We start from the raw sequence: 14,344 nt of genomic DNA, 5'->3' as shown, positions 1-14,344 counted from the left end.
GCGTCAGTTCACGTTGATCGTGATGTGGCCGGCCGGTCCCCCGGTCTCGCGCGCCAGGTCCGCCAGCGCCCGCACGTGGGCGGGCAGGCGGCCGTGGGTGAGGTCCTCCAGGGTGGTCTCGTCGAGGACCCAGCGCAGGGCGGTGTCCGCGGCGTGCCAGAGCTCCTCCAGGTGCGCGGCGGCCTCCGGCGGGGCCGGCCGCTCGCGCTCCTCCCCGAACGGCGCGAAGGCGGTGTCCATGGCGCGGACGACCTCGCCGACCGTGATCTGGATCGCCGGCCGCGCGAGCCGGTAGCCGCCGTCGTTGCCGCGCTGGCTGACCACCAGCCGGGCCCGCCGCAGCTCCCCGAGGATGGTCTGCAGGAAAGTGAACGGCATCTTCTCGGCCTCCGCCAGCGCGGGCGCGCTGATCGTGGCCGGCCGGGCGTGGGCCATGGCGACGAGGGCGCGCATCGCGTAGGTGGTGCGGGCGGTGACGTACATCAGGTCGCGGGGACGGTGGCGGCCTGGCCGGCGGCCCGCACGTGGATCTCGGTGCCCGCCTCGGCGCCCAGCCGTCCCGCGGACTCCCGGGTCATCTGCGCCCAGGCGGGATCCCCGCCCTCGGCCCCCCGGACCTCGAACTCGACCCGCACCTCGAACCCGAGCCGCACCACGCGGGTGACGACCGCCGGGACGGTGCCCGGTCCCGGCTCGGCCGAGACCTCCACGTCGTGCGGCCGCAGCAGCCGGCCGCCGATCTCGGTCACCGGCCCGAGGAACCGCATCACGAACGGGGTGGCCGGGTTGTCGTAGATGTCGCCGGGCGTGCCGACCTGCCGGACGGCGCCGTCGGCCAGCACGACGATCGAGTCGGCGACCTCGATCGCCTCCTCCTGGTCGTGGGTGACGAAGACGGTGGTGACGTGCACCTCGTCGTGCAGGCGCCGCAGCCAGGCCCGCAACTCCTTGCGGACCTGGGCGTCCAGCGCGCCGAACGGCTCGTCCAGCAGCAGCACCTCGGGGTCGACGGCGAGGGCGCGGGCGAGGGCCATGCGCTGCCGCTGCCCGCCCGACAGCTGCGCCGGGTACCGCTTGGCGAACCGGTCGAGGTGGACGAGTTCCAGCAGCTCGCCGACCCGCCTGCGGATCTCGTCCTTGGGCCGCTTGCGGATCTTCAGGCCGAAGGCGACGTTCTCGAACACCGTCAGGTGCTTGAACGCGGCGTAGTGCTGGAAGACGAACCCGACGCCGCGGCGCTGCGGCGGCGTCCGCGTCGCGTCCCGCCCGGAGATCAGCACCTGGCCCGAGTCGGGGCGCTCCAGCCCGGCGATCACGCGGAGCAGGGTCGACTTGCCGCCGCCGCTCGGGCCGAGCAGCGCGGTCAGCGAGCCGGACGCGATGTCGACCGAGACGTCCCGCAGGACGGGCGCCTCCCCGAACGACTTGTTCACATCACGGATCTCGATCGCCATCAGATGCCGTCCTCGGGTCGCAGGAGCCTGGTCGCCAGCAGGCTGGCGACCGCGAGCGCCGCGAGCGCGAGCGCGGCGGAGTACGAGGCGTGCACGTCGAAGTTCTCGAAGCGCTCCTCGACGAACAGGGTCAGGGTCTGGGTCTCGTCGACGGTCCGGCCGGAGACGACGGCGACCGCGCCGAACTCGCCGAGCGCGCGGGCCAGGGACAGGACGATGCCGTAGCCGAGGGCGGCCCGGATCCCGGGCAGGGTGATGCGGCGGAAGGTCTGCCAGCCGCCCGCGCCGAGGGTCCGCGCGGCCTGCTCCTGCTCGTCCCCCAGCTCCTCCAGGACGGGGACGATCGCCCGCACCACGAGCGGCAGGCAGACGAACACCGTCGCCAGCACCATTCCCGGGGTGGAGAAGATGATCTGGATGCCGTTGCCCTCCAGCCAGCCGCCGAACGGGGAGAAGGCGCCGTAGACCAGGACCAGGGCGAGCCCGACCACGACCGGGGAGACCGCGAGCGGCAGGTCGATCAGCGCGTCGAACAGCCGCCTGCCCGGGAACCGGTGCCGGACGAGCAGCAGCGCGGCCAGCACGCCGAACAGCGTGTTGAGCACGACGGCCCAGCCCGCGACGATCAGGGTGACCTTGAACGCGTGCAGTGCGGAGTGGGTCGTGAGGGCGTCCGCGAAGGCGCCGAACCCGTCCCCGAACGTCCGCCAGAAGATCAACCCGACCGGGATGACCAGCAGGAACGCGAGGTAGGCGAGCACGATCACGCGCAGCCCGTACTTAGCCATGGCGCGCCCCCCAGCGGCGGACGAGGTCGATCGCGAGCAGGAACACCAGCGACAGCACCAGCAGGGCGGTCGAGGTGGCCGCGGCGGCGGCGGTGTTGTCGCTCTCGATCTGGCCGAAGATGTGGACGGCGGACACCTGCGTCTTGAAGGGCACGTTCCCGGAGATCAGCACGGTCGAGCCGAACTCCGAGATCGCACGGGTGAAGGCCAGCGCGGTCCCGGCGAGCATCGCCGGGACCAGGTTCGGCAGGATGATCCGCCGGAAGATCGTCCATGGGCCGGCGCCGAGCGAGGCGGCGGCCTGCTCCATCTCCCGGTCCAGTTCCAGCAACACCGGCTGGACGGTCCGGACCACGAACGGCAGGGTCACGAACAGCAGCGCGACGACCACGCCGGCCCGGGTGTAGGCCAGCGAGACGCCGAGCGGGCCGTCGTCGCCGTACAGGGTCAGCAGGACCAGGCCCGCCACGATGGTCGGCAGCGCGAAGGGCAGGTCGATCAGCAGGTCGATCAGGCCCTTGCCGGGGAAGTCGTCGCGGACGAGCACCCAGGCGATCAGCGTGCCCATGACCAGGTTGATCAGCGCCACCACCAATGAGGCGATGAGCGTCAGCTTCAGCGCGGCCCACGCGTCCGGGGTGGTGATCGCGTCCCAGAAGGCGGCGGGGCCCTGGGAGGTGCCCTCCCACAGGACGGCGGCGAGCGGGATCAGGACCACCGCGCTCAGGAAGATGGTCGCGGTGCCCACGCCGAGCGCCGTGCCGCTCCACGCGGGCGCCGCGATCCGGCGGCCGGGCGCGGGCGGCGCCGGCGGCGCGCCTCGCGTCTTCTCGATCGTCGACAAGGGATCTAGCCCTCCACCGAGACGCCGATGCCCTTCTCGACGTCGGCCATGATGCTGCCCTTCGGGTCGAAGAACTCCTTCTTGACCTTCGGCCAGCCGCCGAGGTCGTTGATCGTGAAGAGCCCGGACGGGTTCGGGAACTTCTCGGCGCCGCGCACGCCGTCCGCGACGGGCCGGTACCCGTTCTCGACGAAGATCTCCTGCGCCTTCTTGCCGCGCAGGAACTTCAGGAAGGCCTGGGCCTCGGCCGGGTGCGCGCTCTTCTTGGTCACCGCGACCGGGTTCTCGATCAGGATCGTGGATTCGGGCACCGTGTAGTCGAGCGGCTGGTTGTTCTGCCGGGCGAAGATGGCCTCGTTCTCGTAGGCCAGGAGAACGTCGCCCTTCCCGCCTGAGAAGGTCTGCAGCGACTTGCGGGCGCTGGAGTCCTGCACCGGGACGTTCTTGAAGAGCGCGTGCAGGTAGGCGGTGCCGGCCGCCTTGTCGGCGCCCTTGTTCGCCTTGGCGCCGTAGCCCGCCATGATGTTCCACTGCGCCCCGCCCGAGGTGAACGGGTTCGGGGTGATGACCTGGACGCCGGGCCGGACGAGGTCGTCCCACGTCCTGACGTTCTTGGGGTTGCCCTTGCGGGTCGCGAGCACGACCACCGACTTGGTGATCATCCCCTTCTCCGGACCGCTGTTCCAGTTCGCGTCGACCAGGCCGTTCTCCACCAGCCGGGTCATGTCCGGCTCCAGGGAGAAGCCGACGATGTCGGCCTTCAGGCCGGAGGCCACCGCCCGGCTCTGCTCGCCGGAGGCGCCGAAGGACCTGGTGAACGTGACCTTCTTGCCCTCCGGCGTCTTCCGGTACTCCTTGATGATCGCTTCGTAGGCGGCCTGGGGCGTGGAGTAGGCCACAAGCGAGAGCCGGACCTTGCCGCCGGAGGAGCCCGACCCCCCGCAGGCCGCCGCTCCCGCGGCGAGCGCGGCCAGGCCCAGCACGACTCCGGTCTTGCGTGCGCACATCTTCATCTCTCAGACTTTTCATACATGTTTGATCGACTTAGAATGATACAGATGAGGGGGACTCGTCAAGGCATGTCCGGTCCGGGACATGCCGTGACGAGCCGTGGGCCGCAGGTCAGGCGGCCGGGCGGGGCAGGCCGTAGTACTCGCGCAGCGTGCGGCCCGTGTACTCGGTGCGGAACAGAGCTACCGCGTCGAGGGCGACGGCGCGGCGCACTACACCCCGGCCGTGAAGGCGGTCTGACCCGTCCGAGGACCCGGGCCCGGTGCGGGGTGGCGCCGGGCCCGCCCTCTTCTCAGGCCTTCCGGATCTCGGGCAGCACGCACATGGCGTCCAGTCCGAGGACGTGGTTGAGCCGGCCGAACGCCAGCCACGAGCCGATGCACATGCTCAGCTCCACGATCTCGGCCTGGGTGTAGTGCGCGGTCATCCGGTCCCAGAACTCCTGGTCCAGGCCGTGGTGGTCGAGGGCGTACCGCTCGGCGTACTCGGCGGCGAGGCGGGTGCGGTCGTCGAAGGCGCCGGTGGTGCGCCACTCGGTCACCGCGTCGAGGAACCCCTCCTCGACCTTCTCGCCGTCGCGTTCGGTGCGCCAGTCGAGGCAGAACAGGCAGCCGTTGATCTGGGCGACGCGCAGCCGGGCGGCCTCGAACTCGCGCAGGCCGAGCGTGGTGTGCGCGTAGACGGCGAGGGACAGCTTCGAGGCGGCGGGGCCGATGCCCGGCACCATCTCCCCCCACGCGTACTGGATCGGGTCCTTGCCCTCCGGGACGTCGATGTTCACGGGCGGGTCCTTCCGAGCTTGCCCGCGGCGGGACGCACCGGGACGTCGAGCGCGTCGTAGAGCCCGGGTTCGGCGTCCACGAGCCAGTCGATCGCGTTCACCAGGCGCCCGGCGGCGGTCGCGTTCCCGCCCGCGGCCCGGTTCCCGGCCGCGTCGGTGGCCTCCACGGTGACCTCGATGCGGGGCTCCCCCTCGATGACGACGCGGTGCGCCCCGTCGCCGTCCGGGGGCGCGGGCCAGTCGGGCGCGCAGGACGGGTGGATGCGGGTGACGTGCTCCACGACGATGCGCGGCTCGCCGCCGACGATGCCCTGCACCTCGAACCGCACCGCGCCCTGGGTGCCCTTCTCGAAGTCGCCCATGGACGCGGTCGTCACGGTCTCGTCGAGCGGGCGGCGGTCGAGGGTCTCGCGGATCTCGTCCAGCTCGACGTCCAGGGCGCGGGCCATCAGCCGGACCTGCCCGCCCCACACCATGGTCGGGACGGTCGCCGCGAGCATCGGCGGCTCGTAGTCCATCGGCTGCCCCATGCCGACCAGGTACCGGACGGAGTCGGGCTGGTCGTAGGTGGAGTAGTCGAAGATCTCCTGGCAGCGGACGACGTCGATCGTGCCGGCGACACCGCTGACGAGCAGCGGCAGGACGTCGTTGCCCCAGCCCGGGTCGACGCCGGAGACGAACAGCGAGCCGCCGCCCTCGGCGACGGCGTCCAGCACCGCGTCCCGCATCTCCGGCGGCGCGTTGCGCTGGTCGTAGAGCGCGTAGAGGGCGGGCGTGACGACGACGGCGCCGGCGCGGATCGCACGGAGGATGTCGGCGAGCGCGTCGTCGGGCCGGATGTCGCCGGACGCCGCGTACACCACCGCCTGCGGGCCGGTCGCGAGGGCGGCGCCGACGTCGTCGGTGGCGGTGACGCCGAGGGCGCGACCGAGGCCGGCGAGGTCCCCCGCGTCCCGTCCGACCTTGCCGGGATCGTGGACGATCACGCCGGTGAGCTGCAGCGCCGGATGGGCCCGCACCGCGCGGACGGCCAGCCGCCCCACGTTGCCGGTGCCCCAGACGATCACGGAGACCATGGCCGGAATCTAACAGATCCCAAGCAAGCACTTGGTAGCCACTTGTGGACAGTGGCGACCACGTGACGCACTTCACATTCTGATATAGAACACGTTTCAGTCTAGTATGTGAGGGAGGTCACATGAGTGACTCCAGCACGCCCCATGGCGTGTCCCGTCGCGGTTTCATCGTTGGAACCGGTTCTATCGTCGGGCTCGGCCTGCTCGGCCGGACCGGTGCCGCGGCGGCCCCCGTGCCGGCGCCCATCGGCAATGGCGCCCACGTCCCGGTCCTGGTCGTCGGCACCGGCTACGGCGGGTCCGTGGCCGCGCTGCGGCTGGCCCAGGCGGGCGTCGACGTGCACATGGTCGAGATGGGCCAGGCCTGGGACACCCCGGGCTCGGACGGCAAGATCTTCGCCAACACCAGGACGCCGGACTACCGGTCCTACTGGCTCCGGACGCGGACCAAGCAGCCCATCAGCAACTTCCTCGGCTTCCCGCTCGACAAGGACGTCCCGCGCCACACCGGGATCCTCGACGCCGAGGACTTCGCCGGCATCACCGTCTACCAGGGACGCGGCGTCGGCGGCGGATCGCTCGTCAACGGCGGCATGGCGGTCACGCCGAAGCGGTCGCGGTTCGCGTCCGTCCTGCCCTCGGTGAACGCCGACGAGATGTACGGCGTGTACTACCCGCGCGCCAACGCCACGCTCGGCGTCAACACCATCGACCAGTCCTGGTTCGACACCACCGCCTGCTACCAGTACGCGCGGGTCGGGCGCAAGCACGCCCAGCGGTCGGGGTTCGAGTTCGTCTACGTCCCGAACGTGTACGACTTCGACTACATGGAGCGGGAGGCGGCGGGCACCGTCACGAAGTCCGCGCTGGAGGCGGAGATCCTCTACGGCAACAACCACGGCAAGAGGTCGCTGCAGAAGACCTACCTCGCCCAGGCCAAGGCCACGGGACGGGTCGCGATCTCGTCGCAGCACCGGGTGACGTCGGTGGCGCCCGCGTCCGGCGGACGGTACGCGGTCGTGATCGAGCAGCTCGACACGGCCGGCACGGTGACGGCCACCAAGAACGTCACCGCCGACCGGGTGTTCTTCGCGGCCGGCAGCGTCGGCACCAGCAAGCTGCTGGTCAAGATGAGGGCGACCGGCAGGCTGCCCAACCTGAGCGGCGAGGTCGGCAAGGGGTGGGGCGACAACGGCAACGTCATGTGCGGGCGCGCGAACCACCTGTGGGACCCGACCGGGGCCCTCCAGTCGTCCATCCCCACCGCGGGCATCGACAACTGGGACGCCGGCGGCGCGTTCGCCGAGGTCGCGCCGATCCCGACCGGGATCGAGACGTGGGCCTCGTTCTACCTGTCGATCACCAACACCCCGCACCGCGCCGAGTTCTCCTGGAACGCCTCGGCGGGACGGGTCGACCTGAGCTGGCAGACCTCCTGGAAGCAGGCCAGCATCACCATGGCCAAGTCGATCTTCGACAAGATCAACAGCAAGGAGGGGACGATCTACCGGACCGACCTCTTCGGCGCCTACAAGATCTGGGGCGACCACCTCACCTACCACCCGCTCGGCGGCGCCGTCCTGAACCGGGCCACCGACAACTACGGCCGGCTGCACGGCCACCCCGGCCTCTACGCCATCGACGGCTCGCTCATCCCCGGCAACACCAGCGTCAACCCGTTCGTCACCATCACGGCCCTCGCCGAACGCAACATCGAGAAGATCATCGCCACCGATCTGTGACCACCCGCTGACGGGATCCGGCCACGGGCGCGTGTGGCCGGACTTTCAGGGGCCGTCTTTCGGTGGCCGTCTTCAGTGGCTCAGGACGTTGACCACCGTGCCGTTCGGGTCCCGCACGAAGAAGCGCCGCACGCCCCACGGCTCGTCGGTCAGGGGATGCACGATCTCCGCCCCCGCGGCGCGCATCGCGGCGTGCACCGCGTCCACGTCCTCCACCTCGACGCTGAGGTCGGGGTTGACGGGAGCGGTGGCGTCCTTGCCGTAGAGGATGACCTGCGCGGTGGGGTTGGACGGGGAGACCAGGTTGCGGACCCAGCCCATGTCCATGTCCACCCGGAAGCCCAGCCGCTCGTAGAACTCGCTACTGGCCCGCATGTCGTCGGTGTGGATGTCGGGTACCGCCCGTCGGATGCTCATCGTCCGACCATAGGCCTCGGGTGGGACCGTCTATGGGCAGGCTGGGAAGAGCCGCCGCGTCCCCGCCCCGGCCGCGTAGGCGGCGCGATCGCTGAACCGGCAGCCGTAGTCCAGACGCGCCACCGTCGACGGCTTCGTGGTCACGTCACCGGCCGGACGCCTGCCCTTGTCGATCCACCGGACGAGGTCGTCCCAGGCCGCTCCCGCTTCCACGTTCGAGAACTCGCAGTGCTGCACCGTGCGGACGGCGCGCTGGACGAGCAGCCGCGACCGGTGGTTCCGGGCGACTTCCTTCGCGTAGATCTGCTCCATCGAGAACGGCACGAACAGGTCCCCCAGCCCGTGCAGGCTCAGGACCGGGACGTTCGGACGCCCGTTGACGCGCGGCACCTGCGACAGCCGGTTCGACAGCCGCGCCGGCAGGTTGGCGACCCGCACGCGCTGCACCGACCTGTTCACGTTCACCGGCGTGTTCGGCTCGTACCGGGTGAACAGGTTGGTCGCCAACTGGCCCGGATATTCGGCCAGAGTCGCGTCCGGGGGCTCGGGCGTGGCGAGCGTGAACGGGAAGTCCTTCCAGAACGCGAACGACTGGACGTCGCCGGGACGCGCGCCGCCCGTCCGGTTGATGGCGATGGAGCGGAACTGCCTGCCGCGCTCGTTGGTGGTGTCCGGGCCGCCGGGGCGCAGGTCCGTCAGGCCGAGCGCCGCCTCGATCTTCGGGACGGTCACCGTCGCGTACTGGTCGGTGACCGGGTACTCGCGGACGCCGGAGAGGTCCTGTGCGACGAGGTTGTAGTCGAGGAAGTAGTCGAACAGCTCGTGGTCGCCGAGCACCCCGCACATGGGGAGGGCGCCGTCGTAGTAGCCGGGGAACTGTTCGAGCGAGCGTCCGATGATGTGCCCGCCCATGGACGCGCCGACGATGATGCGCTGCTCGGGCCGTCCGACCTTGGCGGCGAAGAGGTCGGCGACGTCGCGGGTGCTCAGGACGCCCGCCCGCACGTCGTAGCCGTTGCGGTAGTAGGACGACGCGGCCCATGCGTATCCCTGGTCGAGCAGGCGCTGCCGCAGGCCGAAGGGCGGCGGGCTCACCGTGAGCACGAAGCCCTGGCCGGCGTAGCCGTGCGCCCAGAGGGCGAGCCTGCCGTTCCAGCGCGGCGGCACCTCGATGTCGTAGGCCGCATGGCGGTGGACGCCCTGAAACACGCGGGACGGCTTCCCGTGCACCTGGACGGGCGGAAGCGGCGGGTTGTCGATCGTGTACCCGGGGAGGGGCCGGTCGCCGGGCACGCGGTCGGCCCGGGCCGAGCTCGTCGGGACGGCGGAGGCGAGGACGAGGGCGGCGAGGGCGGTGAGGGCTCGGATGCGCATGATGCTCCTCTGGCGGTTCCCCCGCATTACATACCGGCCAGTCGGTTTGTGGAATGGCGAAGACCGCATCCGGCCTTTCAGGCGCGTTCGGCCCGCGCCGCCGTACGCCCGGCGAGGAGCGCGCCGGACGCCACCAGCACCACGCCCGCCCCGGCCGTGATCGCCGGGAGCGCGGCCGGGATGCCGAGGTACGTCGTGATGCCGAGGATGCGGGACAGGCCCCACGGCAGCAGCGCCAGCTGGTCGTTCCACATCGTCATGGCGTCCTCCAGGCCGATCGCCGCGACCAGGGAGCCGAGCGCGGCCGGCGGCGCTCCGGCACCGATCAGGGTCACGCCGGTCGCGCGGCGCACGGACAGGCCGTAGGCGTCGCGGAGGACGCGGTAGGCGATGGCGAACGTCCAGCAGAACGCGGCGAACGCGACCGTGATGTAGAGCGAGCGCAGGCCGGGTTCCGTCCAGAAGTCGTACCAGTACCAGCCGGGGCCTCGTCCCGCCAGCGCGACCAGCAGGATCACGGTCCGGCCGAGGGCGACCCCACCGATCGCGGCGCTCAGCGCGAACCGGTCGTGGCCGCGCGTGAGCCACCGCAGCGCGAGGGCGAAGGCCAGCCAGGCGCCGAGAACGAGCACGAGGTGAGCCGGGGCCGCGAACCAGGTGTAGACGGCCCGGCTCAGCACGAGGACCGCCGCGGGGACGAGCCACACGAGGACCCGGTCGAGGCGTCCGGCGGGCTCGACCGATGCGACGCGCCAGGGCCGGGTGAGGCCGAGCCAGAGGCCCCGGAACGCGGCCGATCCGGGCGCTCCCCGCAAGAGCCGCTGCCCGAGGGAACCGCCGAGCAGGAAGACGACGGCGAGGCCCGCCAGGAGGGTTCGCGCGAGCCAGGCCATGGCCTCGTCCCGGTCCGCGCGCTTCATCCCGATCTCGGCGGCGGTGAAGTTGTACGCGGGGAGGGCGATGTTCCCGCCGTAGCGGCGCACGTGCGCGGCGGCGGCCGTCTTGAAGCGCTTCTCCGCCGCGCGCCAGGCCGTCCGGGCGGAGGCCGAGCCGGTGTCGAGCCACTGCGCGTGCCGCAACACCATCGTCCGGTACGCGGCGAGGGTGCCGAACAGGTCGACCTGGTAGGCCATCGTGTCGGCGAACCGCTGCCGCAGCGCGGGGTCGCGCCAGGACTCCGCCTCGGTGCCGTCGATGAGCGCCCGCATCCGGCGGGCCAGCCCCACCGCGTCCTCGCCCTCGCCGATCGCCTCCTCCAGCCTGGGCCTCGCCACCCGGTAGATCGTGTCCAGCGCCGCACTGTCCCCGGTGACGATGTCCCACTCGAAGATCCACATCATCGGCGGCGGCTCCAGGCCGAGCGCCTTGACCGTGGTGTCCGCGTAGGGGCCGATGTAGAGGCCCTTGCCGACGGCGGTCCGGGACAGCGCCATGACCTGCGCGATCGCGGACACGGTTTCGGGGTCGTCGGAGAACGTCCGGCGGATCCAGTCGTTCGTGGCCTTCGCGACGTCCAGGTCCGGGTCCCATGCCAGGCGGGCGGTCAGGTAGACGTTCACGTCCCACATCTGCCAGAACCCGGTGCGCAGGTAGAGGGTCATGGGGCCCGCCCGCAGGGGGCCGCCGTCCTGCGTCCAGTTCCACAGGCCGACGATGTTGGGGTTCTTGGCGAGGAACGTCCTCAATGCCTGCTGGTGGAGGCCGCCGAGATCGTTCGGCAGCGCCCCGAAGCCCTCGAACTCCCGCCGAGACTGGAACTCGACGATCCTCTTCTGCTTCCCCGTCAGCAGCGTCGTGTTGAGCGGCAGGTGGCTGTAGAAGTCGCCGAGCGTGTACTTGGTCGAGACGATCAGATGCTCGTCGTCGATGCCGTCCAGCACCTCGTGGTAGGACGCGGGATCGGTGTGCATGTCGCCGACCGCCCCGACCCCGACGCTCCAGGTGCGGAAGACGATGTCGCGGCCGTCCGCGCCCGCCTGGCGCAGGAACGCGGTGAGCATCGCGCGCACCTGCTCGACCGTGGTCACCTTGATCTCGGAGCGGTAGTCCCAGCCGGCGAACTTGTAGTCCTCGCCGCCCTCCCCGATGCGGACCACCAGGCCGTCGACGTAGGGCATGGTCGTGAACAATTCATGCAGCCCGGCCCGGTAAACCGACCACAGCCGGGCACTCGATGTGTCGAGGTCGCCGAGGTATTTCTCCAGAGGCGGGGAGAGCGCCAGCATGTCAGTCTGGAAGTAGACCTTCATGCCCATGTCGTGGGCGTACTTCCAGCTCGGCCCGAACGCGGCGCGCATCGCCTGCGCCCGTGCGATGTGCGGGTCACCCTCGCGGTACACGGCGTGGCCGTCACCGACGCCGCTGAACGTGATGTACTCCAGGAACCCGGGCACGACGACGCCGTTGTAGCCGTCCGCCAGCGCATGGTCGACGAACCGCCGGAACTGGTGCCCGATCGCCGCCGCCGCCGACGCGTCCACCCACGGCGCGCGCTTCAGCACCGCCGGCCCGACCACATCGGTGTTGAGCCCGTAGTCGTCTCCCTTGGCGAACGCCGGCTCGTCGGCCGTCAGCCCCACCGACCCGTGGTCGGTCAAGCGCAGTGGCAGTGCGGGGGCGACGACGCGTCCGTCCTGGTCATCGGGGAGGACCTCGGCTTCCGAACGGATCCGGTCCGCGATCGCGTAGAGCCCGTTGGCCGCACCGGCGGACGTCGACGCTTGCAGGAGCAGCCCGCCGTCCCGCTTCCGGAGCCGGAACGCCTCATCCTCTTCGCCGGCCGGTGCCGCCAGTGAGGCGGCCTTCTCCACCCGGAGCGCCGTGCCCTTCCTGACCGTGCCGACCTGGGGCCTGGGCCGTCCGCGCCCGGCCAGCGCGGCGGCGACCGCCTCGGCTGCGAGCCGCTCCCGCCGCCGGTCAAGGTCAGGGCCGTCCGCGGGCAGCACGATCGAGGTGAGATCCGGAGGCCCGGCGGCAGGTGCGGCCGTCCCCGCCACCATACGCTCCGCCGGCACGCCGGCAGGCGCGGTTCGCAACCCCAGCGCGGCGTCCACCTGCCCGGCCACGAGCCCACCGAGCACGAGCAGGACAACACCCGCCACAAGGACCCACCACCGCCGCACACGCCCCTTGTCCGGCATGCGCCACATCGTAGATCTTGGACGGATGCGGTTGCGGCGCAGGACCATCGCCCTCACCGCCGAGTACCGGCTGTGGTACGCGGGGCGGCGTCCGGAAGGCTTGGAGCTCGATCCGGCCGATGTCGGCGCCCGGCTGGGCGCGCTGCTGGACGGCCGGCTCGGGCCCACGGCGACGGCGAAGGCCCTCCGGGACGCGGCCGACGTCGTCGATGCCGTGGCCGCCGACTGCTTGGAGACCATCGCGCGGATCGACGCCGAGTACGGCGAGGTGTTCCGCCGAGCGGCCTACATATCCGGTAAGTACCTCGCACCGTACGAGCGTCTCCTCGCGACCCGGCACCTTCTCGAACGGTCCCGCAGGGTCGCGCCCAAGTTGCGGGCCCTGGCCGACCGGCACGAAAAGCGTGCCGGCCGGCGATGGCCACCGCCCGGTGGACTGATGGGGCCGCCTGACGTGGCCGCATTGCGGGAAGCCGGGGACACGAGACGGCTGCTGCGCGCGCTCGACCATCGCGATGACGACATCCGCGCCCGCGCCGCCGCGGTACTCGCCGACCTGCGCGCGACGGAGGCGATCGACCCGTTGCTCGGAATCCTGGACGGCACGCGACCGCATGGTGCGGCACCGGGCAAGAAGCTCCGGAACGCCGCCGTGGAGGCACTGGCCGCCTTCCACGAACCACGGGTGGCCGACGCGCTGGTCCGGTACGCGCGCGAGCACCTGCGCGACCACGAGGACGGCGCGGCACTCGCCGGGCTGGTGCAGATGAAGGACGACCGGGCCGTGGAACTCCTCGCCCAGCACCTGCGCCACGGCTACCTCCCGACGTACGCCGCCCACCTGCTCGCCGACCTCGGCGACCCGCGCGGGATCGCGGTGCTCCGCGACTACATCAGCGACATGGAAGGCAACCGTCCCGAGGCCGAGTTGTCCCGGAAGCTGCACGACCACAAGCTCGAAAGGGCCCGCATCGCCCTCGCCCGCCTGGACCCCGACCCGGCTGCCTCCGGCGACGGGTAGCCCCGCCGGAATGGGGGCAGGGCGGTGGGCGTTCGGGATGAGATGACCACGGCGAAGGAACGCTTGATCGCGGACCGCGACGACACGGTGAAGCTCATCGCGTCGCTGAGCGGCGACTGGGACGGCCTCGTCGAAGCGTCGACGCAGACCGGGGTGGACGACGAACACGACCCGGAAGGCGCCACCATCGCCTTCGAACGCGCCCGGATCGATGCGTCCCTGAGCCGCGCCCGCACCCACCTGACCGACATCGACGACGCACTGCGCCGACTCGACCAGGGCACCTACGGCATCTGCAAACAATGCGGCGCCCCGATCGCCGCAGAACGCCTGACCGCCCGCCCCGCCACCCGAACCTGCCTCGCCTGCGCTACGTGACTCGTCCAGCCTCTAGTCGAACTGGCTGACCACGGCCACGATCCGCATGGCGCGTGCGGGAACGGGAAGAGGACACCGTGGCGGCGACCTATATGCACAGTCCGGGGAGGCCGGAAGACCTACCTGCTCCGGAGATCCTCTGGTCGCGCGCCGCGCTTTTCGCGCTGCTGGAACTGGCCCCTCCAGGGACCCGAAGGACGCGAGTGTAGAACTGGATCGGCGTGGCCTCTGTTATGTCGGCCCTGCACCATATCGGTCCTGGCGCATCGCCTTGGCGCCCGGCGACGAGGCACTCTTGTGCGGCTTGGCTGATGAGGA

13 protein-coding genes are annotated in these 14,344 nt (G+C 71.2%); 3 read left to right on the top strand and 10 right to left on the bottom strand.

The window, feature by feature from the left end:
* Positions 1 to 3 precede the first annotated feature (3 nt).
* From K8Z49_RS39765 to K8Z49_RS39735, 7 genes are all read right to left on the bottom strand, one after another.
* A complete protein-coding gene (locus tag K8Z49_RS39765) occupies positions 4 to 483 on the bottom strand; it encodes an RrF2 family transcriptional regulator (RefSeq protein WP_075023458.1) in 480 nt (159 codons plus the stop codon).
* Positions 483 to 1,454 carry a sulfate/molybdate ABC transporter ATP-binding protein gene (locus tag K8Z49_RS39760; RefSeq protein ID WP_412516633.1) on the bottom strand — a complete coding sequence of 324 codons (972 nt, stop codon included), beginning with the start codon at positions 1,452 to 1,454 and terminating at the stop codon, positions 483 to 485. Before K8Z49_RS39760 ends, K8Z49_RS39765 begins: the two co-directional genes overlap by 1 nt.
* Positions 1,454 to 2,242 carry a sulfate ABC transporter permease gene (locus K8Z49_RS39755; RefSeq protein WP_412516632.1) on the bottom strand — a complete coding sequence of 263 codons (789 nt, stop codon included), beginning with the start codon at positions 2,240 to 2,242 and terminating at the stop codon, positions 1,454 to 1,456. Before K8Z49_RS39755 ends, K8Z49_RS39760 begins: the two co-directional genes overlap by 1 nt.
* Positions 2,235 to 3,086 (bottom strand): sulfate ABC transporter permease subunit CysT, encoded by an 852-nt coding sequence (cysT, locus tag K8Z49_RS39750; protein WP_412516631.1) that lies wholly within the window; start codon positions 3,084 to 3,086, stop codon positions 2,235 to 2,237. Before cysT ends, K8Z49_RS39755 begins: the two co-directional genes overlap by 8 nt.
* Positions 3,087 to 3,091: 5 nt before the next feature.
* On the bottom strand, positions 3,092 to 4,099 hold the full coding sequence (locus K8Z49_RS39745) for a sulfate ABC transporter substrate-binding protein (protein WP_412516630.1): 1,008 nt from the start codon (positions 4,097 to 4,099) through the stop codon (positions 3,092 to 3,094).
* Between the two features lie 290 nt (positions 4,100 to 4,389).
* The gene (locus K8Z49_RS39740) at positions 4,390 to 4,878 is read right to left on the bottom strand and encodes a carboxymuconolactone decarboxylase family protein (protein WP_021593424.1); all 489 of its coding nucleotides are present in this window, start codon (positions 4,876 to 4,878) and stop codon (positions 4,390 to 4,392) included.
* Entirely contained in the window at positions 4,875 to 5,954 is a 1,080-nt protein-coding gene (locus K8Z49_RS39735; RefSeq protein WP_021593423.1) for a dihydrodipicolinate reductase, read from the bottom strand. Before K8Z49_RS39735 ends, K8Z49_RS39740 begins: the two co-directional genes overlap by 4 nt.
* 122 nt (positions 5,955 to 6,076) lie before the next feature.
* Between K8Z49_RS39735 and K8Z49_RS39730 the strand changes: the two genes are divergently transcribed.
* Positions 6,077 to 7,696: a GMC oxidoreductase gene (locus K8Z49_RS39730; RefSeq protein WP_412516629.1), complete on the top strand. Its 1,620-nt coding sequence runs from the start codon at positions 6,077 to 6,079 to the stop codon at positions 7,694 to 7,696.
* A gap of 72 nt (positions 7,697 to 7,768) precedes the next feature.
* Here the strand turns inward: K8Z49_RS39730 and K8Z49_RS39725 are convergent, their stop codons facing one another.
* From K8Z49_RS39725 to K8Z49_RS39715, 3 genes are all read right to left on the bottom strand, one after another.
* Positions 7,769 to 8,113, bottom strand: coding sequence for a VOC family protein (locus tag K8Z49_RS39725; protein WP_021593421.1), 345 nt, complete (start codon positions 8,111 to 8,113; stop codon positions 7,769 to 7,771).
* 30 nt (positions 8,114 to 8,143) lie between these two features.
* On the bottom strand, positions 8,144 to 9,487 hold the full coding sequence (locus tag K8Z49_RS39720; RefSeq protein WP_412516628.1) for a hypothetical protein: 1,344 nt from the start codon (positions 9,485 to 9,487) through the stop codon (positions 8,144 to 8,146).
* 77 nt (positions 9,488 to 9,564) lie between these two features.
* A complete protein-coding gene (locus tag K8Z49_RS39715; RefSeq protein WP_412516627.1) occupies positions 9,565 to 12,627 on the bottom strand; it encodes a hypothetical protein in 3,063 nt (1,020 codons plus the stop codon).
* A 25-nt stretch (positions 12,628 to 12,652) separates the two neighbouring features.
* Here K8Z49_RS39715 and K8Z49_RS39710 point away from each other — a divergent pair, with 25 nt between their 5' ends.
* Entirely contained in the window at positions 12,653 to 13,648 is a 996-nt protein-coding gene (locus K8Z49_RS39710; protein WP_412516626.1) for a HEAT repeat domain-containing protein, read from the top strand.
* A 42-nt stretch (positions 13,649 to 13,690) separates the two neighbouring features.
* The gene (locus K8Z49_RS39705) at positions 13,691 to 14,026 is read left to right on the top strand and encodes a TraR/DksA family transcriptional regulator (RefSeq protein ID WP_412516625.1); all 336 of its coding nucleotides are present in this window, start codon (positions 13,691 to 13,693) and stop codon (positions 14,024 to 14,026) included.
* The last annotated feature ends 318 nt before the right edge of the window (positions 14,027 to 14,344 follow it).

It is taken from the genome of Actinomadura madurae (assembly GCF_047130825.1).
In the GTDB taxonomy this organism is placed as follows: domain Bacteria; phylum Actinomycetota; class Actinomycetes; order Streptosporangiales; family Streptosporangiaceae; genus Spirillospora; species Spirillospora madurae.
Note: the sequence above shows the minus strand (reverse complement) of the source record. Positions and strands in the feature narration are given on the sequence as shown.

What these genes read in the sequence shown, in the direction of transcription:
- K8Z49_RS39765 (WP_075023458.1), bottom strand. Translation starts at nt 483, where the DNA reads ATGTACGTCACCGCCCGCACCACCTACGCGATGCGCGCCCTCGTCGCC.
- K8Z49_RS39760 (WP_412516633.1), bottom strand. Translation starts at nt 1,454, where the DNA reads ATGGCGATCGAGATCCGTGATGTGAACAAGTCGTTCGGGGAGGCGCCC.
- K8Z49_RS39755 (WP_412516632.1), bottom strand. Translation starts at nt 2,242, where the DNA reads ATGGCTAAGTACGGGCTGCGCGTGATCGTGCTCGCCTACCTCGCGTTC.
- K8Z49_RS39745 (WP_412516630.1), bottom strand. Translation starts at nt 4,099, where the DNA reads ATGAAGATGTGCGCACGCAAGACCGGAGTCGTGCTGGGCCTGGCCGCG.
- K8Z49_RS39735 (WP_021593423.1), bottom strand. Translation starts at nt 5,954, where the DNA reads ATGGTCTCCGTGATCGTCTGGGGCACCGGCAACGTGGGGCGGCTGGCC.
- K8Z49_RS39730 (WP_412516629.1), top strand. Translation starts at nt 6,077, where the DNA reads ATGAGTGACTCCAGCACGCCCCATGGCGTGTCCCGTCGCGGTTTCATC.
- K8Z49_RS39725 (WP_021593421.1), bottom strand. Translation starts at nt 8,113, where the DNA reads ATGAGCATCCGACGGGCGGTACCCGACATCCACACCGACGACATGCGG.
- K8Z49_RS39720 (WP_412516628.1), bottom strand. Translation starts at nt 9,487, where the DNA reads ATGCGCATCCGAGCCCTCACCGCCCTCGCCGCCCTCGTCCTCGCCTCC.
- K8Z49_RS39715 (WP_412516627.1), bottom strand. Translation starts at nt 12,627, where the DNA reads ATGCCGGACAAGGGGCGTGTGCGGCGGTGGTGGGTCCTTGTGGCGGGT.
- K8Z49_RS39710 (WP_412516626.1), top strand. Translation starts at nt 12,653, where the DNA reads ATGCGGTTGCGGCGCAGGACCATCGCCCTCACCGCCGAGTACCGGCTG.
- K8Z49_RS39705 (WP_412516625.1), top strand. Translation starts at nt 13,691, where the DNA reads ATGACCACGGCGAAGGAACGCTTGATCGCGGACCGCGACGACACGGTG.